A 21,089-nucleotide genomic window follows, 5' to 3' on the forward strand; every position below is an offset into this window, starting at 1 on the left:
CTCAGGTTTTGAGGAGCGTCTGCAGGTTTGCGCGAATAATGTCGGACACGGTGTCGGCAGCTATTTTTCTGACATCGGCGATAGATGCGTGCGCGTACCGAGCGATCGCGACCGGGCGTTCCGATTGATCACGACCGGCTGTACCGATTGATTGCGACCAGGCGTTCCGATTGATCGCGACCACCCATTCCGGGCGATCGCGACCAGCCTGTGGACGGGTGTGACGGGCGCCGTTGGGTGATCTGCGAATCGGCATGGTTTCGCTCCTTTCCACGAGGAGCGGGGGCAAATGCCAGGACCGAGATTACCTATGCGCAAAATTCGCGACGTGCTGCGGCTGTCCGCCGCCGGCATGTCCAAACGCAAGATCGCTGCCAGCCTGGGGATGAGTGCAACGGCCGCCGGGGAGTGCATCCAGCGGGCACGCCGCGCCGGCCTCACCTGGCCGGTACCGGAAGGCCTGACGGACGAGGCGCTGGAGGCCCGACTCTACCGACCTCCAACGGTCGGCGCAAAGCGTCGACCGCAGCCAGACTGGGCGGCGGTCCACCGTGAGCTTCGCCGGCCAGGGGTGACGCTGCAGCTATTGTGGGAGGAGCATCGCGCGGCCTACCCGGATGGTTACGGGTACAGCCGCTACTGTGAGCTCTATGGCGCCTGGGCGGCGCGGCTGTCGCCGACTATGCGACAGAGCCACGTCGCTGGCGAGCGCATGTTCGTTGATTACGCCGGCACGACGCTTGAGGTGATGGATGGTTCGACCGGCGAGGTACTGACAGCCCAGCTGTTCGTCGCCTCGCTCGGCGCGACGAACTACACATATGCGGAGGCCACCTGGACGCAGGGCCTGTCCGACTGGATCGGCTCGCACACGCGCGCCTTTGCGTTCATCGGCGGGGTTCCGGCAGTGGTGGTGTCCGACAATCTGCGCTCGGGCGTCACCAAGGCTTGCTTCTATGAGCCGACGGTCAACCGCACCTATGCCGAGATGGCGGCTCACTACAACACCGCCATTGTTCCGGCGCGGCCGTATCGCGCCCGCGACAAAGCTAAGGTAGAAGTTGCGGTCCAAATTGCGACTCGATTTATCGTCGCGAAGCTGCGCAACCGGCAGTTCTTCTCGCTCTGCGCATTGAACGTGGCCATCGCCGAGCTTGTCGCACAACTCAACAACCGCGTGTCGCGCCATCTCGGTGCGAGCCGCCGCGCGTTGTTCGACGAGATCGAGCGCGCGGCGCTCAAACCGCTGCCGGCCGAGCCCTACGTCTTTGCCGAATGGAAGGAATGCAGGGTCGCGCTCGACTACCACGTCGAGATCGAGAAGCACTACTACTCGGTGCCGCACCAATTGCTGCGCGAGAAGGTTTGGGCGCGCATCACGGCGCGCACGATTGAAGTCTTCCACTGCGGCAAACGCGTTGCCGCCCATGTGCGCTCTTCCTCCGACCGCAAGCATACGACGGTGCGCGAGCACATGCCGTCGAGCCACCGGCGCTATGCCGACTGGACGCCAGAGCGCCTCCGGCGAAGCGCCGCCGAGATCGGCCGCCGCACGTCGGCACTGATCGCGACTATCCTGCGGGAGCGCACGCATCCCGAGCAAGGCTTCCGCGCCTGTGTCGGCATCCTGCGGCTTGCCAAGACATATGGCCGCGAGAGGCTCGAGGCTGCGTGCGGCCGCGCGCTCGAGATCGGCGCGCGCTCCTACAGTTCGGTCAACTCGATCCTCAAGAACAATCTCGATCGCCAGCAGCCCGCAACGCCCACGGACGGGCCAGCGATAGCGCACGACAACATCCGTGGCCCGACCTACTTCCATTGAGGAGATGACGACTGATGCTCTCACATCCCACTCTAGACCAGCTCAGAGCGCTCAAGCTCGACGGCATGGCGCAAGCCTTCACCGAGCTCGAGGTGCAAGAGGAGGCTCGCAATCTCGCGCACGCCGAATGGCTGGCTCTGCTGCTCGACCGCGAGGTCGCCTATCGCAGCACCCGTCGCTTCCAGGCCCGACTGCGCGCCGCCCGGCTGCGGCACAGCCAAGCCGCGGTCGAGGACGTCGACTACCGCACGCCACGCCGGCTCGACAAGGCGCTGTTCCAACAGTTGGCCACCTGCCGCTGGATCGCCGAGCACCGCGGCCTGCTGGTCACCGGCCCGTGCGGAATCGGCAAGTCGTGGTTAGCCTGCGCGCTCGCGCAAAAGGCTTGCCGCGACGGCTACACGGTCCACTACACGCGCGTGCCGCGTCTGTTCGCTGATCTCGATCTCGCTCATGGCGACGGCCGCTTCCCGCGACTGTTCCGGATGCTGGTCAAGGTCGATTTGCTTGTATTGGACGATTGGGGACCCGACCGCCTCTCAGCCAGTCAGCGGCGCGATCTCATGGAGATCGTCGAGGACCGTCATGGCCGCGGCTCCATCCTCATCACCAGCCAACTCCCTGTGGCAACTTGGCACGAGGTTATTGGCGAGCCCACCGTCGGCGACGCCGTGCTGGATCGTATTGTCCACAACGCTTATCGGATCGAGCTCGACGGCCCGTCTATGCGCAAGCTCAAAGCCGACGAGGAACGGCTGGCGCCGGCCGCGGCCACACCGCCAGCCAACGGCAAGCCGCCCACGGGAGCAAAAATATGAAGCGCATCGCCAGCCCACCGGCCGCCCCCGTGGGTCAACAGGGACCTCCCGCGCGCGCTGCTGCGTCAGCCGTGGGGGCACTCCGCAGCGCGCGCGGGTCCCTCCTGTCGACTACCGGGACGGCCTCCACCGCGCTTGACGTCGAGCCAAAACACTGAGATCAGAAAATGCACCTGACGGCACCATCACACTGGTCGCGATCGATCGGAATGGGTGGTCACAATCCGTCGTAGCGGGTGGTCGCGATCGTCGGAATACGCATAGATGCGACCGTTAGTCGGATGTCTGCCGGCTCCGCCGGCCTGCCTTCCATTTGAGTGAAGGGACCGTCGTTTCGGTGAGAATGCGATCCAAGGGCATTTCGGTGACGTGGATCCGACCCCGGTCCGAGCGCGTCATCTCGGCATTGACAGAAAAATAGCATCCCAAGGCGGCCGCGCGCTGCATATCGCGCTTGCCGCCGGTGAACCAGTGTAGAACGACAGTGCCGCGGTGCCGGGGCAGGTGTTCCTCAATCATGTCCAGCACTGTCGGCGCAGCCCTCACGCTGTGGACGGTGAGAATTTTTCCACCTGCATCCGCGCAGCGCTCGAGGATCGTTCGGAAGACACGTTTCTGGGGCTCAAGGGACTTATAGAAACGGGGGCCTGCATCCAGGCCGACCTCGCCAACATAGCGCGTTTCGGAAACCGATGGGAAATGCCCCGATCTATCCGCACTGCAGGCGATGGCAACGAAGGAGGACGAGGCGAAGCTATCTACCACTGCGGAGAAGCCCCCAAGGGGGCCGATCTGAAGTCGCCCACAAAGCTGGAAACCGTGAAGTCGACCGAAAGCGTGGTCTTGAGCGAATGGCTCTCTTCGCCTGCCATCATGGCCTGGGCGGCTGTTCCGACCAAGCTCGGCGCCGAGGATCTGCGCCCCTATCTGTTTGTTGCAAAAGATCGCAAGGATTATGTCGGGTCAGCCTCGGTTCTCGGCCATCTGACCGCAGCCGTTGAGCAGCTCTTCGGTGGCAAATTCGCGGTTCAGGGCCTAGACGCAGATCTCAGACGGCTTGCACCACCCGAACCCATCAATCCCAACCGCCTCACTGCACAAAAGGAAAAAAATTGTTGCAGCCACCCGTGAACTGCCGGCTTCCGGTTACGCGCTTGAAATAGACGGCCGCCTCAAAGCCGAATTTGCTACCAGAGACGGTGCCAGGGCAGGTGGAGAAGAACTCAAGAAGCGTTTTCTCATGCTTCAGATCAGGATCTATGACGTGCAGACGAATGCGCGCGAGGAAATCTAGATCCTCCGACTCAAGTCTGAGCGGATCCTTCTGCTTTTGTGCGCATGCGGCTTCCGCCGCATCGGGCTCTCGTGTTGGGGTGGACGCCCCCTTCCGCCGCTCTGCGTGGCAAGATGGGGTCGTCGAGGACCTCAAACGAAGGAGCCGCCCGTGGAAACGATTGGGGCAAACGCAAGGGTCGCTCCTCGCTACCCATTCGTGAGAAACTCTATCCCGTCGAACTTCAAGGAGTTCGTTTCAACGATCGACTTTTGCCCATCGCGTCGCCGCGAGACTATAGGGCACGATCACGACATGGAGTTTCGAGGGGTCGGCTTGGCCCGCTGCGACCAGCGCATTCGTGATGTCGAAGGTGTCGGAAGCCTTTCGCCCCGGCGATGCCGTTCCGTGGCCGGCATGCGCTCCTCCGGCGGGTGCCGCGTCGTGGCCATCGTGACGGAACAATGCGATCGAGCCAAGGAAGCTCGGGTCGGAGCGCTTTGGCTTTGCCGACTGGTCGGCGACGAGATGCTCGAACCCCGTGGAAGTGACGGCGCTCAGGTCGATGCCGTTAATCCGCAACAATATTCGCTTACTCGGTGAAGCAGCCGTCGACGCGCTCCGTACGTCGGCAACAGGTGGCCTCAGTTTGTCCGCAACTGCCTCGACCGAGAGGCGTTCGGGCATAAGGCCGTTAACCGCCGAAAAACCTCCGACCTTGGCGAAGGAGGTTAGGCTGGCCAGAAGAGCCGGCGCGGGGCCGGGAATTGGGTCGGGTAGCGGCAGCGGAGTCTTGGAGAGGTCTTCGAATTTGAAGGAAACGCCGAGCGCTCGATAGTCGAAATATTCTTTGCGGCTTTTGCTGACCTCGACCGGCTTCAGCTGCCGTTTTCCAAGGTGACGTCATAGAAGTGCCACGGGTTGTCGTCGAACCAGTCCTGGGGCGGGAAATGGCCACAACTCTTACCCGGCATGTACGACCATTCCGCCCACAAACGATCGAGATTGGAGTGATGCACGTAGAAGATTGGGTCGAAGCCGGCCGTCGGCGGGAAGGCCATCCCGCCGGCCACCGGCTCCTGCGGGATCGGATTTGCAGGGTCTGCGGGGTTCGGAAGCGGAGGTCTCGGGATCACGCCGCCCACCAGACGATGGATGGGATCGTGAGGAAAGCTTTCCAGCCGTCCGCGAGTGCTTGAGTCCTCGTCCACTATTCCGCCAGCCAATCCTTCTCGCTCGGTCTGTCCGAAGAATATACGGAGTCGCGCGCGGGCGCCCAGTCGACCGCTTCAGGCGTGAGTTGGGAATACGGCAGATTGTTTCCGGACCAGTGCTCCCAATCGGTAAAATAGAGATTCCGCTGCGGCTTATAGAGCGGATTTGAGTCGTCTCCGTCGAGCGGCTGGTCCAGCTTTCTCGTTCCGAACTCGCGCGGAAATCGATAGTTCTCGGGCCGGAAGTAGTCGAGAAGCGTGGCTCCCCGGTATGGGCTCGAAGGATTCGTTCGAAATAGTAGGTGTAGGCGCGATGCCACGGGAGAAAATTGGCCGATGCCTGTCCAAAATGCGGGCACTGATTCCAGAACTTCTTCTGGTCGACGCCAATGAGATTTGGATCGCCGGCCGCGGCGTTCTGGATCAGCTCGACCGTGACCCCGTGGATCGACGCCTGAAAAAACCAACTTAGGGGATCGGATGGTTTTCGCGCCTTCATGGCGCGCATTCCACGCCGCAGCGCCTTCATCAGATCCGCATCCTTCACGAATTCATCCAGAGGAATTCGCGTCGGAATCTTGTCCTTGGTGATATCTTGCGCATGGGAGGCTGGCGCGGCAAGGCTTACGATGGTCGCGCCGGCGAGTTGAAGCGACTTCCGGCGGCTTACGATCATTGTGCACCTACGAATTCGACTACCGACTAACGAATACGCTTTCGGGCTGACATAATATAGCTAGGCGATCTCCTAGGGCGTCGCTTCGATCCGAAGAACTCATCCTCATGGGCGTATCATCGAGAGTTCGATGCTACGCGAACAATGCGGCCACCTCTCCGCGAACTGTGGGCCCGATGCTTGTTTTGGTTGAATAGTAGCGCGCGGCAAAACGGGATGGTTCGGGAGGAGGACCGATTATGGTCGACATTTGCATCTGTGGAAGACGAAGAGCGGGTTCCTGTCTCTCTCGGATGCGTCGACTGCCGTATCCAAACGCGGTCTTCGATATTCGTCGATCCACAGAGCGACGAAAATGCTATTCGATGTAGGGCATTTTCTGCGAGATCGACATTGACTCGACGTTGGGGTCGCCTTGCAGGCGTTCCACGTCTCCGAAGGCGATCTCGGCTGAAAACAGCTGACTCGAAATTTCGGTGCGAGGCGTGACGAAGGAGGGGCGCTTGGCACCCTTTCGCAGTCTAACGAGGACCTCCACCTTGTCGGTGCTGCTGGGAGGTCGGGCAGCAGATCCGGCCGGAAGGCTCTCGAGCTTCTTGAGCGATTTGAAATCTATCGGCATGGCGGTCGCCTCGTGCACACGTACTATATAAAGCAGCGCGGAACCATTCAAGGACCGTTAACGCACCAAATAAGGATATCGTTACTCCTAACCGCCGGATGACGAAATGGTTGCCCCCGTTGTTATATTATGACTGCCGAACCGTTCGCCCGCCCCGCGCCATAGAAGGCGTCGTAGCCGCCCTGCTGGATCGCCGGCGGGTTGAAGGACGCCGTTTCGGCCAGTCTCCTGCGAATATCCGAGATCTGAAGATCGGTACCTTTTCGGCTGGCTTCGGACAACATCAGGGCGATGAGACCAGTAATCGCGGGGGCAGCCATGCTGGTACCGGATTTCTTCGTGACGCCATCGCCGCTGCCCGACATCGCGGCCCAGACGAATTGGCCCGGGGCCGAGACTTCCGGTTTGTTTCGGCCGTCCCTGGTGGGCCCGCAGCTCGAGAACGACGACATCGGGAAGGACGGCTTGTGTCCGTCGTAGCTACCGACGGCGATCGTCTCGAAACCGGTCGAGAGAGATCCCAGCGTGTGGGTGGGAATGGGGGATGTGAAGCTCGCTTGTTTGCGATCCTTGCGTTCGAGCCACGCGTGATATTCCACCGGGTTTGCGTCGGCGGAAGTAATCTCTACGGTGTAGTTGGCGTTTGAGAGTCCTTCCGCAACCCAGATGCCGATCACATTAGCGCCATTGTTGGGATCGTTCAGCCGACTGCTTATGAAAATCACGATGTTGTCGTTGCCGACCGGCAGATTGCCGCCAGGTTGCACCGGACCGAACCTCGTGCCGTCGGGCGCGATCAAGGCGACTTCCAGTCGACGATCGCCGGGATACCAAAGCTCGAATTCGCCGCCGCCTGAATTCTGCTGACGCCATTCAATGCTGTGAGGGGCACCTGGTGTTACCGTCGCGCTCGTGTGAATGCCGTCGGTCTGGGCGTTTCCCGCCGCGATGACGATGGCCCGATTGGGACGGTCGCGAAGGAGCGTGTCCAGTCCCTGCTCGACGAGCGTAGTTCCGTCGTGGGGACCGCCGTTGGTGCCCAGGCTAAGGTTGCAGACGCACGGCCGGTCGCCGGCCGTATCGAAGACGAACTTAACCGCTTCGAGCATCTGAACCGAGTCCCCGAAGCTGCTGTTTACCGTTGCGAAGCCCTGCCACGCGATGTCAGTGACTCCTGCCTCCACGAATACGATGTCGGACTTTGGAGCGGCTCCGGGTACACCGGATCCGTTTCCGTTGCCCGTCGCGATATCCATGACGTGGGTACCATGAGTGCCACCAGGCTCGTCGCTGGGCCCGTATCCGAGTGCGGTGTACGGATTGTTCTGTTTAAGGGCGTCGTCGATTTCCGCGCGTGAGTAAGCTGCTCCGTATGCGACGGTGTCCGTCCCGCGCCTCTTTCCGCTTTGATTCCAAAGCGCCAGCAGGCGCGTTTTGCCGTTCTTGTGGCGGAAGTTTCGGTGCGCGAAATCGCACCCGAAGTCGACAATGCCTACAACCGTGCGGCTGCCTCCGTCAGGCGACGAGTTCTTGGGAAGTACTGCTGGTGCCACTTGCATCGAAGCGACAGTCGCCGTCAGCGAGCGGTGTACTGTTTGGGAAGCCTTGAGGCTCGAAACGTTTGTTTGTTCGCGGACGGTCTCGACACGCTTCACAGGAATGCGGCCGGTGACGATCCAGTCGCCAGAGGGTGTCTTGCCTATCCTATCTCCCGGATCGACGTCCGGCATCGACTCCCATGTATCGGCAGACTTCACCCGGGCAACGACCGCAATCTCGTCTCCAGCGGTTGAAGCGAGGGTCGGGCCGACCTTACCGGTCTGGTAATTGGCCAACGCGAGCTGCAGGCGCGGATCCATGCCGGATGACACGTCGAGCTTGAGCAACTTCAACTCGGAAAACGGATGTTCTGTCGTCCTCGAAAGGTGAGTCTTTGAGCGATCAGCCGACTGCTCGGAGGTCGGCAGCAATGAGGGCAGGGTGTTAGCGGGGACGATCGATGCCGGTACCATGGTCGTTGTCGGGAGGAGGTTCGAGGCTTCCGTCAAAGCGAAAGCGAAGCGACCGGCTTGAGGACCTCCAGCTCCCTTGCGCACAGCTTTTTTGGCCGCTCCGCGTGCTCTCTTTGCGGGTGCCGCTTTGCGCGCGGTGCGCTTACGTCCCGACGTTTTCGCCTTCTTTGCCATTGGACTCCCTCGTTCTACCATTGCGCGCCATGGCTTGCGTTCTACCATCGCGCGCGTTGGCTTGCGAAGTATTCCGGCCCTGTCACCCGCTGCGCAACTAGGAGAAAGCCTAGGATGGCCTAACAGACGCGGAAGACTGAGGAATGAGATCCGAGAGAACAGGGCTCCAACTTCAATGTTTGCGAATCCACGCGAGTAAGCACGCTTCCGGGAAGGCGGATCGCGCGGATGCGCTCCACGTTGTCGAGCCCGTCTTGGATGCTTACGATGACTTCCCCGAGCTTCGACTGATTTCCGGTGTACAGGGGCGGGAGGCTGAATTCGACCATCCAGAAGCGATCCTCGGTCAAGTCGAGCCTCACGAGGGAATCGCGGTCGAGACGCGATTGATCATGGGCCCTCGCGGCCTTCAGGTGCTCTATGTAACGTGTCCTATCCATGAGAACCGACCTCAAGATTACGACGTCCCTCTTGTCAGCCAGGTAGTCGAGCCAATAGTTGTCGGATACTTTCCGAATAATGGACTGCCGCAGCAAGTGTCGAAGGATCGTCGACGCGACCATCTCCGCATGAACGGAACTGATGGCGGGCTGCGGAAGCACGCCGATAACGCAATTCAGCTGCATGTTCGCCCGGCGCAGGAAGGATCGTGCTCCGAGCGATAGATAGGGACCTAGGTTGTCGTCGTGGATCAGGAAATGGTCGATCCAGGAACTGCTCGGAAGATACTTCGCGGATTTGGGGCCGGAGTAGGCACGCACAGCCTGCGGATGCCACTGGTCGGGATTGCGTGAATGTCCGAACACCGTGACCACGTGTCCTGCTTCGCCTTTTGTGGTGAAGCCAAGAAGCGCCATATGGCCGGAATCGATCAGCGCGGCGAGTTCGGACAGATAATCGTCCGGCTTCATGTTCGTAAGAAGCGCGGCAGACATGCCGGAGGCGTTGACGACCTCGGCTATCTGACCTGTACCGAGCGAGCCGAGGGGCCCTTGGACTTGGAGCAATTCGTTTATTGTCTGGGCACTGACCTGGAGCGGGTCCTGCCGAGGCGATCGAAGGGCCATCCTCAAACATGAATGGGCGCAGACGTGAACCGTCTCGTTCTGCTGGCAATACGCCACGCCACGGATCATGAATGTTCGCGACAGCACCTTGCATGCGAAATGGCCATCAGGAACTACGATGGTGCTCGGAAAGCCATAGCCGCGCGCGACCGCGACTGTCTTAGGAGGGGAAAGGATGGCTTCGAAGACGTAGCTGTGGGTAAAGTCACCTTGCCCCGGAGCGCGGTAGTTGATCAATACGGCCTGACCACCGCGTCACTCGCTTTCGTCAGACGCTTCGCCCCTTTCGGGATCTTCAGGAACGAGAACACCGTTGCTTCGGCGGAGCCCCCACCGCCGAACGCATCGTCGAGCGATGAAATCTCGTGCGCGACGTCGGGCCTCGACAACGCGCATTCCACGACGAAATGGTTGGCTTGCTGGCGCCGAGCCAGGCTGCATATCCGATGGAAGGGATAGCGGTTCGCCTTCGCCGCACGGAAATGCGGTTCTACCAGGGCCTGAAAAAAGGAAAACGGGGGAGCGCAGGAATGCTCGGCCGACGGCGTCGGCAGGCGCCGCCATCGGCTCATCTGTTACCAGGACGGTGCGCGCGGACCGCCAAGCGGGATGTTCAGGTCGGGATTGTCTTCCGAACTTTGGATCCTGCTCAGATATTGCTTCTGGTCCTGCGTAAGGGTCGGCAGCTTTATCTTATGCCCAGACCCAAGCATGGCCCCGGTTCTGGAGGACCCAGCTTGTTTCTTCGTGCCTTTATCTTCGGCCATGACTCAAATCCCTAGGTGCGGCCAGACAGGGCGGAACACTGATTATCAGGTGCGACGCCGTAGCATGTCGCCTACGCTGTTACAACGCCTGATTGTTTGCCGCAGCCTAGCCTCGCATTCCCAGGCTAGACTAAGACTAAGCCCCAAAATCATTAAGATTTGCCCCAATCTACGCCTGATTCGAGCATTTTCAGAGGGGCGCCGAGCGCCTTCCCCAAAAATGCAGACATTCAGTGCAAAAATCCAGCCTTTTAATGGAGCATATGGGGTAGGGCGGCGGGCCCTCTAACGACCGTCGAAGCGTCGCCGCGGGCCGCCACCAGCGGTAGTCGTCGCCCATTATGAAAGGAAATTGCACGATCAACCTAGGGGGTTCCTGAGTTGCCGGCGTGGGTATTGGGCTTGAAAGTGGTCCGATCGCAACCAGATGCCGCGGGCCGGCCGGTCCACGGTATGTCTCTGATGGGGTGACATATGGCTGGCAATCCCGAGCGCCTGAAGCAATACATTGAGATGCTCGCGAGGGCCCATGGCGGCATGGATCACCTGGTGGACGTGGCCCGGGAAAAGCAACAGCGGGATGGCCCTTCTGCGGCCGGTATAGAATCCGCAGCCCTCGGCAGAGAGGTGCCGCCGGAGCATTTCAACGTCACGGAGGCGATTATAGATGAAGAAATCAGACCGGCATTCGATATCGTGGACGGCACTTTCGATGCACCGCATCGACTGTGGACCAAGCTGAAGAGCGAGGATGCCCTACGCGAGAGGATCGAAGCGGTCATACCTTCGGTCGGCCGTATCGAACTTCCCGGCAATCGGCGCATTCCTTACGGCGGGACCGGCTTCGTAGTCGGCCGCAATCTTTTGATGACCAATCGGCACGTCGCGGAGCTGTTCGCAAGGGGTCTTGGTGACCGGAGAGTGACGTTCATTTCGGGAGCGGGTTCGGCGATAAATTTCACCCGGGAGAACGGAAAGCCGCCGGGGCAAGATCTCAGGGTCAGCGGAATTCGCATGATCCACCCGTACTGGGACATGGCTATCCTCGAGCTTGAACAACTCCCGGAGGGGCATTTTCCCTTGAAGCTGTCGCTTTTAGATGCCCGCGAACTTCCGGAGGGACACGAGATATTCGTAATCGGATATCCAGCCTTCGACCCCCGCAATCCTTCCGATGTCCAGAATACGCTCTTCGACAGCCGGTACGGAACAAAGCGCCTCCAGCCGGGCGCGCTGCAGGGAAGAGGGGCTACGGCGAGTTTCGGTAAGTTGGTCGATGCGGCGGCTCACGACTGTTCTACGCTCGGGGGAAACTCGGGAAGCGCAGTGTTCGACCTGTCGACCGGCGATGTCCTCGCACTTCATTTCGGAGGACTTTACCACGAGAAGAACTTCGGAGTACCCGCCTCGGAGCTATCGCGTGACGGAAGGGTGATATCCGCCGGCGTCAGCTTCGCCGGTCAGCCGTCCGGTGGTCAAAACGGATGGGCCGATTGGTGGCGGCAGGCGGACGAATCCGAAACGGCAACAGCGCCCCCTTCCGATCACGCAACAAGCGCTGTCACATCGTCCCACGCATCCGTCTCACTTGTCGACAATTCCGTGACATTCGAGATCCCGCTTCGGGTGACGGTTTCGCTTGGAGCGGTGAGACATGTGGCGCCGGTCGCTCCCGCCACGGTGCTGGATTCCGTGACGGAAGCGCTCAAGGAGCCGATACACGACACCGACTATTCGACGAGGCGGGGCTATTCGGCGAATTTCATCCGAGGCGTTTCCGTGCCGATGCCTTCGGCGGAGGACGCGGAAGTGCTGGCGCCCACGAAATCGGGCGACACGGTGCTTCACTACCAGAACTTCTCTATCAGCATGCACGCGAAGCGACGGCTGGCGCTCTTCACCGCGTCGAACGTCACGGGCGAACGGGCTCTGCGCAAGCCGACGAACGACAACTACACGCGGAAGGGGCTGAGCGGTCTCGACAAGAACGATATCGAGAAATGGTTCCTGGACGATCGCATCGACCCGAAATACCAGCTGCCAGACGTCTTTTTCACCAAGGACAGGAAGGCCTTCGACAAGGGGCACATCGTGCGCAGGGACGACGTCGCATGGGGCAGAACCTTCGAAGAGGTCCAGAGGGCCAACGGCGACAGCTATCACGTGACCAACTGCTCTCCGCAGGTTGCCGACTTCAACCAGTCGAGCAAGGGCGAGGACAATTGGGGCGATCTTGAAAATCACGTCCTGAAGTCTGCCGGGAGCGAGCGGCTATGCGTATTCGCAGGTCCGATCCTGAAGGAGACTGACGACATCTTCGTCGGAAAGGGGGATGCCAACACGAGGCTGAGGGCGCGAATACCTGTGCGCTTCTGGAAGGTCATCGTCGCCAAGGTAGAGGAAGGCATCGCGGCCTACGGCTTCATCCTAGAGCAGGATCTTTCCGACGTTGCGTGGGAGGAGTTCGTCGTACCGGAGGAGTATCTTCCGACGATGTACCCGCTGTCGGAGATTTCGGAAGAAACGGGCGTTGCCTTCGATCCGGACATCATGGCGGCCGATCAATACGATACCCTTCGCGGCAGGGAAGTGAGTCGAAGCGCCGGCGCGCGTCGCAGGAAGAACAGGAGCTGAAAGCTCATCGGCGATAATCGACCGGGCCTGGCCGCGGGAGATGGTCGTCCGTGAAGAAGAGCGATTTCACGCCGGATTATTCAGCGGGCTGAGGAAGAGTGTGGTCAGGAACAGGCGCAGCAAGAGCCTGAGCCAGCGGATGAGACGGCGGAAGTTGTAGCCGGCGGCGGCGAGGACGGCGTTGGCGGCGTCGCCGCGACGGAACCAGAGATAATTGCGGCCCATGCGGTGCTCGGCTTTGAGATGGCCGATGACGGGTTCGACTGCGGCCCTGCGGCGCAGTTCGCGCTTGATCTTCGGCGTCACCCCTCGCTTCTGGCCGGAGAGGAAGACCCTGAACTTGTAATCGGGTGGCGCATTGTGGCCGCGGTATCCCTTGTCGGCGAGGAGGCGCGCGATGATGTTGCCGATGAGCGCCTCCATGTCCGGGATCACGTTTGCCAGCGTATGGCCGTCATAGGGATTGCCGGGCAGCGACTTCACATGGGTGACGAACTGGCCACCCTTGGCGTGGCCGATCGTGGTGGCGACGGAGACTTTGACGCCGAACTCGTAAGGCCGATGAGCCTTGCCTTTGCCGATGCATTCGACCTCCGGCGCGTGCAGGGAATAGACCTTCGGTCCGCGCTGATGCTGCTTCTGCTCGCGCACGCGACGCGCCAGCGCCAGCAGCTTTGCGAACGCCATTTCGAGCACGCCGTTACCCTCGATCTTGCGGCCAATGTCGCGGATCACGCGGCCGAGATAGGTGCGCAGCTTCTTGAGCATCCTGTTGGCGCGCTTGAACTGCTTGGCGTGGGCATAGCGCTGATGCTAGATCAGGGCGAACTTGCCCACCCGCGCATAGGACTGGCGCAACGGCACCGCGTAAAGCTTCGCCAGCCGCACCAGCTTCTCGCGCGCCCGGTTCAGAAGCTTCGCATCGGTGGGGAACGTCACGTTCTTGGGCTGAACCGTGGTGTCGACGATCACCCGCGACAGCTCGGACGGCTTGATCGCCTTGGTCCTGGTGGCAACCGACAGGCTCTCCTGGATCAGCGCCGCCAGCCGCTCCTCGCCCATCCGGTTGCGCCAGCGCGTCAGCGACGAGCGATCGAACACCAGCCGGTGCTGGAAGAACTCTTCGCCGCAGAAGTACTGGTAATAGGGGTTCTCGACCCAGCGTTCGCACAGCACCTCATCGGACAGGTCGTAGGTGTGCTTGAGGATCGCCAGCCCCGCCATCAGGCGCGTCGGCAGCGGTGGCCGGCCGGGATCATCGGTGTAAACCTCGCCGAACCGCTCCTCCAGGAACCCCCAATCCACCGTCCGCCCCAGCGTCACCAGCGGATGCTTCATGTCGATGATCTGATCGAGCCGGGAGCGGAAAAGGTCCTGTTCTCCCGTCTCGCTCCGCTCCCGTGGTCGCATCGAATCCCCTCGCCAACGCCGTTCACGGCGAGTGAATCACAAATCAAGTTTGCAAGGAATCACGTTCCAAAGGCCAACTTTCCGGCAAATGCCGTTACCGCAAAATGCCGTTTCTGGATTCCAAATCAACGGTTTGGGAATTCTTCACGGACGACAGATGAGACCCGCTGGATAGCACCCGAAATCGCTCCGTACCGAAAGTCCTTCGGGCGGCCTTCGGCCCGGAACTCGAACGAAGCTGAGTCCGAGGCCCGTTCTCACTTAATGCCGTCCGGCTCGCCATCGGACGCGAAAACGGGTCTCGTCATTCACCCGGTTTATCGATCGTAGACTGCGATCGGTCGAGGCGAGGCTTCTCGTGGCGGATTACCGACCCTCCTTTCGGGGATTTTGGATTTTTTGGTCGTCGGCTCGCTTATCGTCTTGCTTCTTTATGACTAGGCCCATGCAGTTGGACCCGGAGTCCATCCAACCGCTGATTATCCCGCTGAAACGACGATCGTCGTTCCGTCGGCAACGGGAAAGCCCATATTCTCCTTGATCACTCTTAGACGCATAGAGGTGGAAATCGCGCTGGGCACAGACGTAAAGATTGGTTCGCCAGCCGTCAGGAACAACGTCTTCGGTAACCATCTCCCTCTCCCTGCCGCTTTTGGTCGCGCGCCATCCGGCAAAACGAAATCGAGATTGTCTAGTTGCGACTTTTACTTGGCTGGTTCCGCTCCCCCAGAAGACAAGATAAATTTTGTCTATAACCCGATGCCGCGGCAAGACGATCGTTGGGTTCCGCCGCCCGTCCAAAGTCCCACTGCGCCGTTGGACGATGGTATGATTTGGAAATTTGCCGCGTGAACGCACCTAGGGGAGTCCCTAGTATGGGTAGTCCTGTAGGATCTGACTGATCACCGCCCATTCGCTTCCGCGAGTTGAAGATGCCGAACGGATTCGCGAGCTGGTTATTGGCGACGAGAGGGCGATCTTGTACCCTGCCGCAAGAGGTTAACGGGGTTGATCCTGGCCATATGCAGCTGCTTGAATGCAGCCATAATCAAAACAGTTTCAGTAAGGATGCAGCAATATGCGCGGGGCCAAAACAATCACCCGAGTCGATCTGTACGACGCGATCTATCGGAAAGTCCGCTTGTCGCGGCGAGAATCGGCGGATTTTGCCGAACTAGTTCTAAATGAGATAGCCGACTGCATCGCACGCGGGGAAACAGTCAAGCTGTCGTCTTTTGGTACGTTCACGGTTCGGAAGAAAGCTCAGCGGCTAGGCAGAAATCCGAAGACCGGCGTTGAAGTGCCTATTGAGCCGCGCAATGTCGTTGTGTTCAAGGCGTCAGCTGTCATGAAAAAGCAGATCAACTCAATGGGGCCGAGGCGAGATGATAGCCCTTCACAAGTTGTGGAAGCCCATATCGAATGACTGAAACACACGAAGGTGAACCGACTTCTGTCGCTAATATCGATTTCGACGCGGTAGCAAGGGTTACGAAGTGGCCGTAGCGGAGCGCTGGCAGGAGGGGCTTTGGCTTAAGGACGCTTCGAAATGACGGATAAGCCGGAGACGATAGGCGAAGCAGACAATGATGCTGCCGGCGAGGGCTTGGAGACCCAGCCATTTGCCGATCTGATCCGTCGACTTCCTCTTCGAGCACTCTCCCCGGAAGGTCGGCGCGCGCATCGGGAAAGCGCTCGATCATTACAACACGGCTTACCTCCAGTGTCCATCTCGAACCGTGAGCATGGTCTGCATGGCTAAGGCCTCAACTGGTGCCTAATTCGTTTTATGCATGCAAGGTCATGGTGAAAGGCACAAGCGCGGCGCGTGCGACCCGAGAAATCAAAGAATTGGCTGAACGGGCCGCTTTGACGCAGGCAGACCTCGCGAAGATTGGGAAAACCCAACCCTACTTGTGCAAGCTGCTGAAAGAATCTCATATCGCGAGTTCGCGCGTTCAGAGGCGGGTGCGGGATATGCTGGAGGCGGCGGTGACACGGTCACTGAGCCGTGGATCGAAAGCATCGGGCAGGCTGCGAAACCTTCGCGCGATTTCCGCGAGACAGTGGATGCTCTCCTCAGGATTATTCATAGAAATCCATAGACCGAGAGAATGAGTACGCGCGGCCGGCGGCAGTCGGAGCCATAATAGAAACATGACAAGTCGAAATTCAGCGCGACAATCGCAAGCCGCAGAGCGGCAGCTAAGGCTGAAGCAGTGACTTTATCACGTTCTCGTCCATGAGACTGGAACCGGGCAGATGATTTCTGTATTCCAGCTCAATCTCTTGCCAGGTGTGCGTCCCAAGACGGGCGCGAAACTGCGGAAGCCGAAATCGAGAAGGCAAAGCATTTGGGCATTCGACCACCCATCCGAACGGAAGCTCCTTGACCTTCTTCAGGCGATGCACCTTGGGACCTTGCGCTACGCCGCACAACTTGAAGAGGTTTTGAGCGAGCTTCCGTTTTTTCGCGGACGTTAGGGATTCAACGTCGCTGGAAGTATGGACGTAAGGAGGGTGGGATTTGAAGTGCCGAAATATTTCTTCGATCGCATCCGTCCGAGAGGCAACAAAATTTTCACGCAAGTGGTCGAGATAAGCGATGCGATCGGCGACGTCACGGTAGCTGCATTGTTGGTCGATGAGATTGGAAAGACCTGCCAGTGCGAACCCGTACTGAATTGCCTGCACATAGCCATACGCCAAGGAGTTCCTGTCGGCCGAGGCATTTTCCTTTTCTCGATTTACCCTCGCCAGCGCCCGATCTGTTGCCTCCGTTTCTCCTGGAATATCGTAGCTGAGCAAAGCGATCGCGAACGCGTCGGCATCGTCCTCCCGTCTCTGGCTTTCCGCACACGTCATACCAGTCGGGAACGGCGAGTGGCCCAGAACGACGTGGCCTAATTCGTGCGACAGGACGAACATCATGGCCGGATTGAAGTGACTGCCCAGGCGCATGAAAACATCAAACATCGCCATTCCGTCGGCTCCGCTGATCTCTCCACCAGCGGCCGCCGCGGCAAGCCGGGTCCTGAGCGCATCGTAAGTTTCTTCGGGGGGCGTTCCGCCCTTCAAATAGCCTTTCATCAGGGCGAGGACGGTTTCGTAGTGTTCCCTGAAGTCCGCCTCCGTTCGCATCATTGAGATGCCGTTACGAGCCGCAGCAAAAAACAAACGGGCTCTCGCCTCCAGATCCGCAAGCTCCAAGGCGGCTCCTGGGGTTGAACCCAGATAGGAAGCCAGAGACTTGCTGAACAGCGCTTTTCCTTCGACGGCCTCGCGAAGAGATCCGAGAACCAGTCCGCGGAGGAGACGCGCGCCTATTATTATACGGGTGGGAGAAACGGTCGTTGACCAAGCGTTCTGATCGTCGCGAAATTCGATCGTCGTCGGCGCTTCCGAGATCGCCGCGATCGGGCGGACGCCAATCCTTTCGAGCGAACGCATTACGGATGCTAGCTGCTTGTTCAACATTTCCTTCTGCACGTTGAACTGCGAGGTCAGAAATGCAGATGCGTCACGCTGCTGATCGGACGTCATGACCTGGTCTCGATCCGGGTCGAACTTGGCGCCTGCTTGCGGAAACAAGCTGCTGAGAAACTGATAGTCCTGCGCGTTCCTGATAGCGTCGATGGGATTCGGCGTGCCCGTTTGAGCGTGGAGCCCGGAGCAGAACTGCAGAACGAACACCAACGTCAAAAGGCGACAGAAGCGTCTCATTTCACTGCGCCGCCGTAGGGTTCCAATACTCCTCGATCAATTGCGCGTCCCTTATGCTGCCGCCGGCGCCTCCGACTACGTTCTTGAGAGTGAATTTTTGAGCAAGAAAGCAGACGGTGAGGGGTTTGTCGAATGTCTGATCGATTGTGAAGTTCTTGTTGTCCTCGGCTGTAATAACGGGCAGCGAAGATGGATCGGCGGCGGATTGAGTCTGCATATTGGAGGGGCCTGCGCCGGGCGGCTTGGCCGCACCCGATACCTGGAACATGGCACGGAAGGGGGCTTCTCCGCCGAAAGCGCCGGCGATGCCCCTGTCCACCGTCAAACGCATTTGCCTTGCAAGTTGCACGTTGCGAATGACGAAATAGGCATTTTCGCTATCGATTAAGGAGGGATCGAGGGTTCGCAGTGCCGCCCGCACGTCGGCCTCCTCCGTGCGCACCTCTTGGCGCTGGAAGAGGGCCACCGCGGTCGCGTAGGTCGTTGATCCGGATATCGAAAGCATCCCTCCCAAGTGAAGAATTTTGGCCATAAGTCCCGCGCTGACGTAGCCGCTTGTGCGGGCAGCGATCGACGAGACTTCTCCTACTATCGGCTTCAGTCGACCATGCAAATCGGCCAGCTCGTACCTGACGCCGTTACGATCGACGTAGAAGGTCCTACCTGGCCTATCCAACTCATTCGGTCCCTGAAGGCATTCCCAGCCTGGAGACAAGGTGCTTTGGAATGCGGAGCTAACATTGCTCTGGGCACACACGGGCACAGATGTCGACAGAATGAATGAGAGCGCCAAACCTATACGTTGTTGGGACAAGACCGCCTCCTGACAAAGATGCCGCCGCCAGTCTAAGGCCCCAATTCGGTAATCACCGCACAGCTCGGGGGTCTGCCCGTCCGCTACGACTTGGAGCCATCGCGAGTCTAGCGGAGTCGAACGGGGTTGCACAACCCAGCCGATCCTAGGGAAAACGCCAGCTTTCACCCGTGGCGGATGGAATGCTGCCGGCTTCACTGCGGCGATCGAGGAAATGGATGATACCGAGGGATCTTTGATCGGCGAATGGAAAAGCGAAATGAAGATGCCCTTGCGTGCCGATGCTTCTCGAGCAGCGACGCCATATCGAGAAGATGTGCTCCGAGTAGGCGGAGCTATGCCGGCTTTCCAACTCTTTCGAAGGTGGAATGGGCTGGAGGTGCGTCACCGCCTGAGTATCTCGTCCGTTATCGCCAGGACCCGGCCACGGCATGCTGGCGGGCACCGCAGTAGACGACCCTGGTCTTATCAACAAAGACGTGCACCCGGGTTTCCCCGAGTACCGCGCAACGGCGCCGAATGATCTTATGCCTGCGGCAGGAACGAAGCCGAGCATGATCGAAGCATTCTCCATTGCTACCGCGCATCTTCACCAGGATGCTCTCGCCTCGCAGGCACGTCTGCGGCACGAAGTTTTCGTTCGCCGCCGCGGGCTGCTGCATTCTTCATACGAAGGACTTGAATTCGACGAGTTCGATACGCCTGCTGCGAAATATCTCGTCTGGCGAGACGAAGATCGTGTAGTGCGGGGCCTCGCCCGTTTGCTTCCGACTACGCGGCCCTACATGCTGAGCTCCTATTGGTCGCATCTTGTGGAGGACGGAAATCTCCCGGCATCGCCAGCCATCGTCGAGGTCACCCGGGTCTGCGTAGACAAATCGCTTGATCCTGCGCGTCGAAAAATGGTCTTTCCGGAGTTGCTCTGCGCGATTTACGAGATCCTATCCGCGAACGGGGGGCTGGGCATGGTCGGCGTAACGCGGGAGCACCTGCTGTCTCACTTCGTGCGGGATGGCATCAAATGGCTCGGTCCGGCAAATCAGATTGAAGGCGAAATGGAGCGAGCGTTCTTCGTGCCGACCGCCTTTATTCGTCCTGAATTTCATTGCCGCAAGTACGGCATAGATCTCCCTGTGCTTGCAAATGCGGAGGGCGTCGTCGCGCAAGCCGTGAAAGCCGCATGAAGTCGCGGCGTGGGGAGCTAGGCGACTGGAAGGATACCGCTGGCAAGATGGCGGACGCGGTCTCTTATCTGTGTCGCGTCGCGGCGGAAGAAGGGTTCGATATCGTGCTCTGCGATCTGCTTGAGATTAGACAGAAGCTCGAAGAAATCGCTGGTGAGGACGATGAACCGAAGCGCCCGACGTAAGAGGATCAGAAAATGCATCGGCAGGTCTTCGAGCGGAAGAATCGTCGGTCCGCTACTATTGCCCCAAACAGCCGAGCCTGCTGAGCTCGGCCCGTGGCGCCCTCATGCAGGACGTCGATGGAGTGGCTTTCATCGACTTCATATCAACGGGCGGTACCCTCAACTATGGACATAATCATCCGAGACTGAAGTCGGCAGCGATGGAGTACCCCGCCGCGTACTGACTGATTGCTGGCCTGGACTTCCACACCGCGGCGAAGCTCCGGTCATCGAGAGTTTCAAGGAAACCATCCTCCGGCCGCGCGGTTTGGAATAAAAACAGCAGTTTCCCGGTCCCACTGGTGCCAGCGCGATCGGGCGGCGATAGTGCTCGCGCGCACGATCACTGGCCGGCACGCCGTGGCGGCGTTCACGAATGGGTTTCATGGAATGTCGGCGGGCCGCGCTCTCGGTCACCGGATCCGCGCTTGCGCCGCGTTCTTCGGCCCCACTTCTTAGCGGGGTGATCCGCCTTCCATTCGAAGGATATCGCGGCGCCGGAATTGCGGAGCTGCGCCGGTTCGAAGCGTGGCGACGGATCCGTCCGGCGGGACCTATCCGGTCGCCGCGATTGTTCTCGAAACGGTACAGGGCGACGGTGGTCTCAACGTCGCTTCGGGGGAATACTTCGGGCGGTTCGCGAGACGGCCGGCAG

Annotated in this window: 17 protein-coding genes and 2 pseudogenes; 6 read left to right on the forward strand and 13 right to left on the reverse strand. The window is 59.8% G+C overall.

All coding sequences use genetic code 11. The annotated features are described in order from the left end of the window. Position 1: 1 nt before the first annotated feature. Positions 2 to 256, reverse strand: coding sequence for a hypothetical protein (locus tag RX328_RS10940; protein WP_317258693.1), 255 nt, complete (start codon positions 254 to 256; stop codon positions 2 to 4). Between the two features lie 54 nt (positions 257 to 310). Here RX328_RS10940 and istA point away from each other — a divergent pair, with 54 nt between their 5' ends. Next, entirely contained in the window at positions 311 to 1,822 is a 1,512-nt protein-coding gene (gene istA, locus RX328_RS10945) for an IS21 family transposase (protein ID WP_317258694.1), read from the forward strand. A 14-nt stretch (positions 1,823 to 1,836) separates the two neighbouring features. Beyond that, a complete protein-coding gene (gene istB, locus RX328_RS10950) occupies positions 1,837 to 2,640 on the forward strand; it encodes an IS21-like element helper ATPase IstB (protein WP_214494615.1) in 804 nt (267 codons plus the stop codon). Positions 2,641 to 2,913: 273 nt separating this feature from the next. Here istB and RX328_RS10955 read toward each other — a convergent pair whose 3' ends face one another. After that, on the reverse strand, positions 2,914 to 3,297 hold the full coding sequence (locus tag RX328_RS10955) for a TatD family hydrolase (protein WP_249727184.1): 384 nt from the start codon (positions 3,295 to 3,297) through the stop codon (positions 2,914 to 2,916). On the opposite strand from RX328_RS10955, the gene RX328_RS10960 reads away from it, so the two are divergent. Next, entirely contained in the window at positions 3,190 to 3,771 is a 582-nt protein-coding gene (locus tag RX328_RS10960) for a hypothetical protein (protein ID WP_249727186.1), read from the forward strand. The two genes, RX328_RS10955 and RX328_RS10960, sit on opposite strands and share 108 nt — an antisense overlap. A 400-nt stretch (positions 3,772 to 4,171) precedes the next feature. Here RX328_RS10960 and RX328_RS10965 read toward each other — a convergent pair whose 3' ends face one another. From RX328_RS10965 to RX328_RS10990, 7 genes and pseudogenes are all read right to left on the reverse strand, one after another. Continuing rightward, a complete protein-coding gene (locus RX328_RS10965; protein ID WP_317258695.1) occupies positions 4,172 to 4,600 on the reverse strand; it encodes a hypothetical protein in 429 nt (142 codons plus the stop codon). Positions 4,601 to 4,791: 191 nt separating this feature from the next. After that, positions 4,792 to 5,049 carry a tyrosinase family protein gene (locus RX328_RS10970; protein ID WP_317258696.1) on the reverse strand — a complete coding sequence of 86 codons (258 nt, stop codon included), beginning with the start codon at positions 5,047 to 5,049 and terminating at the stop codon, positions 4,792 to 4,794. Between the two features lie 391 nt (positions 5,050 to 5,440). Further along, a pseudogene (locus RX328_RS43450) lies at positions 5,441 to 5,803 on the reverse strand (hypothetical protein); the annotation flags it as partial. A 358-nt stretch (positions 5,804 to 6,161) separates the two neighbouring features. Beyond that, positions 6,162 to 6,425, reverse strand: a complete 264-nt coding sequence (locus RX328_RS10975) for a hypothetical protein (RefSeq protein ID WP_213256270.1) — start codon at positions 6,423 to 6,425, stop codon at positions 6,162 to 6,164. Between the two features lie 122 nt (positions 6,426 to 6,547). After that, the gene (locus RX328_RS10980; protein ID WP_249727181.1) at positions 6,548 to 8,611 is read right to left on the reverse strand and encodes a S8 family serine peptidase; all 2,064 of its coding nucleotides are present in this window, start codon (positions 8,609 to 8,611) and stop codon (positions 6,548 to 6,550) included. A gap of 119 nt (positions 8,612 to 8,730) precedes the next feature. Then, a complete protein-coding gene (locus tag RX328_RS10985; protein ID WP_213256268.1) occupies positions 8,731 to 9,915 on the reverse strand; it encodes a hypothetical protein in 1,185 nt (394 codons plus the stop codon). Next, positions 9,912 to 10,067 (reverse strand): hypothetical protein, encoded by a 156-nt coding sequence (locus RX328_RS10990; protein ID WP_213256265.1) that lies wholly within the window; start codon positions 10,065 to 10,067, stop codon positions 9,912 to 9,914. Before RX328_RS10990 ends, RX328_RS10985 begins: the two co-directional genes overlap by 4 nt. An 852-nt stretch (positions 10,068 to 10,919) precedes the next feature. Here RX328_RS10990 and RX328_RS10995 point away from each other — a divergent pair. Beyond that, entirely contained in the window at positions 10,920 to 13,079 is a 2,160-nt protein-coding gene (locus tag RX328_RS10995; protein WP_213256261.1) for a DNA/RNA non-specific endonuclease, read from the forward strand. Between the two features lie 66 nt (positions 13,080 to 13,145). Here RX328_RS10995 and RX328_RS11000 read toward each other — a convergent pair. Further along, positions 13,146 to 14,489 (reverse strand): annotated as a pseudogene (locus tag RX328_RS11000) (IS5 family transposase). A 1,078-nt stretch (positions 14,490 to 15,567) separates the two neighbouring features. On the opposite strand from RX328_RS11000, the gene RX328_RS11005 reads away from it, so the two are divergent. Continuing rightward, complete coding sequence (locus RX328_RS11005) at positions 15,568 to 15,915, forward strand: integration host factor subunit alpha (protein WP_213256259.1); 348 nt, start codon at positions 15,568 to 15,570, stop codon at positions 15,913 to 15,915. 779 nt (positions 15,916 to 16,694) lie between these two features. Here the strand turns inward: RX328_RS11005 and RX328_RS11010 are convergent. Then, positions 16,695 to 18,212: an ImmA/IrrE family metallo-endopeptidase gene (locus tag RX328_RS11010; protein WP_213256257.1), complete on the reverse strand. Its 1,518-nt coding sequence runs from the start codon at positions 18,210 to 18,212 to the stop codon at positions 16,695 to 16,697. A gap of 1 nt (position 18,213) precedes the next feature. Further along, a complete protein-coding gene (locus RX328_RS11015; RefSeq protein ID WP_213256255.1) occupies positions 18,214 to 18,744 on the reverse strand; it encodes a hypothetical protein in 531 nt (176 codons plus the stop codon). Positions 18,745 to 19,457: 713 nt separating this feature from the next. Here RX328_RS11015 and RX328_RS11020 point away from each other — a divergent pair. Next, on the forward strand, positions 19,458 to 20,210 hold the full coding sequence (locus tag RX328_RS11020; RefSeq protein WP_213256253.1) for an acyl-homoserine-lactone synthase: 753 nt from the start codon (positions 19,458 to 19,460) through the stop codon (positions 20,208 to 20,210). A 17-nt stretch (positions 20,211 to 20,227) separates the two neighbouring features. Here the strand turns inward: RX328_RS11020 and RX328_RS11025 are convergent, their stop codons facing one another. Continuing rightward, complete coding sequence (locus RX328_RS11025) at positions 20,228 to 20,413, reverse strand: hypothetical protein (RefSeq protein WP_213256251.1); 186 nt, start codon at positions 20,411 to 20,413, stop codon at positions 20,228 to 20,230. Positions 20,414 to 21,089 lie beyond the last annotated feature (676 nt).

It is taken from the genome of Bradyrhizobium sp. sBnM-33, from assembly GCF_032917945.1.
Lineage (GTDB): Bacteria > Pseudomonadota > Alphaproteobacteria > Rhizobiales > Xanthobacteraceae > Bradyrhizobium.

Coding starts and splice junctions, on each gene's coding strand:
- RX328_RS10940 (WP_317258693.1), bottom strand. CDS start 256: ATGCCGATTCGCAGATCACCCAACGGCGCCCGTCACACCCGTCCACAG.
- istA (WP_317258694.1), top strand. CDS start 311: ATGCGCAAAATTCGCGACGTGCTGCGGCTGTCCGCCGCCGGCATGTCC.
- istB (WP_214494615.1), top strand. CDS start 1,837: ATGCTCTCACATCCCACTCTAGACCAGCTCAGAGCGCTCAAGCTCGAC.
- RX328_RS10965 (WP_317258695.1), bottom strand. CDS start 4,600: ATGCCCGAACGCCTCTCGGTCGAGGCAGTTGCGGACAAACTGAGGCCA.
- RX328_RS10975 (WP_213256270.1), bottom strand. CDS start 6,425: ATGCCGATAGATTTCAAATCGCTCAAGAAGCTCGAGAGCCTTCCGGCC.
- RX328_RS10980 (WP_249727181.1), bottom strand. CDS start 8,611: ATGGCAAAGAAGGCGAAAACGTCGGGACGTAAGCGCACCGCGCGCAAA.
- RX328_RS10995 (WP_213256261.1), top strand. CDS start 10,920: ATGGCTGGCAATCCCGAGCGCCTGAAGCAATACATTGAGATGCTCGCG.
- RX328_RS11005 (WP_213256259.1), top strand. CDS start 15,568: ATGCGCGGGGCCAAAACAATCACCCGAGTCGATCTGTACGACGCGATC.
- RX328_RS11010 (WP_213256257.1), bottom strand. CDS start 18,212: ATGAGACGCTTCTGTCGCCTTTTGACGTTGGTGTTCGTTCTGCAGTTC.
- RX328_RS11015 (WP_213256255.1), bottom strand. CDS start 18,744: ATGGCCAAAATTCTTCACTTGGGAGGGATGCTTTCGATATCCGGATCA.
- RX328_RS11020 (WP_213256253.1), top strand. CDS start 19,458: ATGCTGGCGGGCACCGCAGTAGACGACCCTGGTCTTATCAACAAAGAC.
- RX328_RS11025 (WP_213256251.1), bottom strand. CDS start 20,413: ATGCATTTTCTGATCCTCTTACGTCGGGCGCTTCGGTTCATCGTCCTC.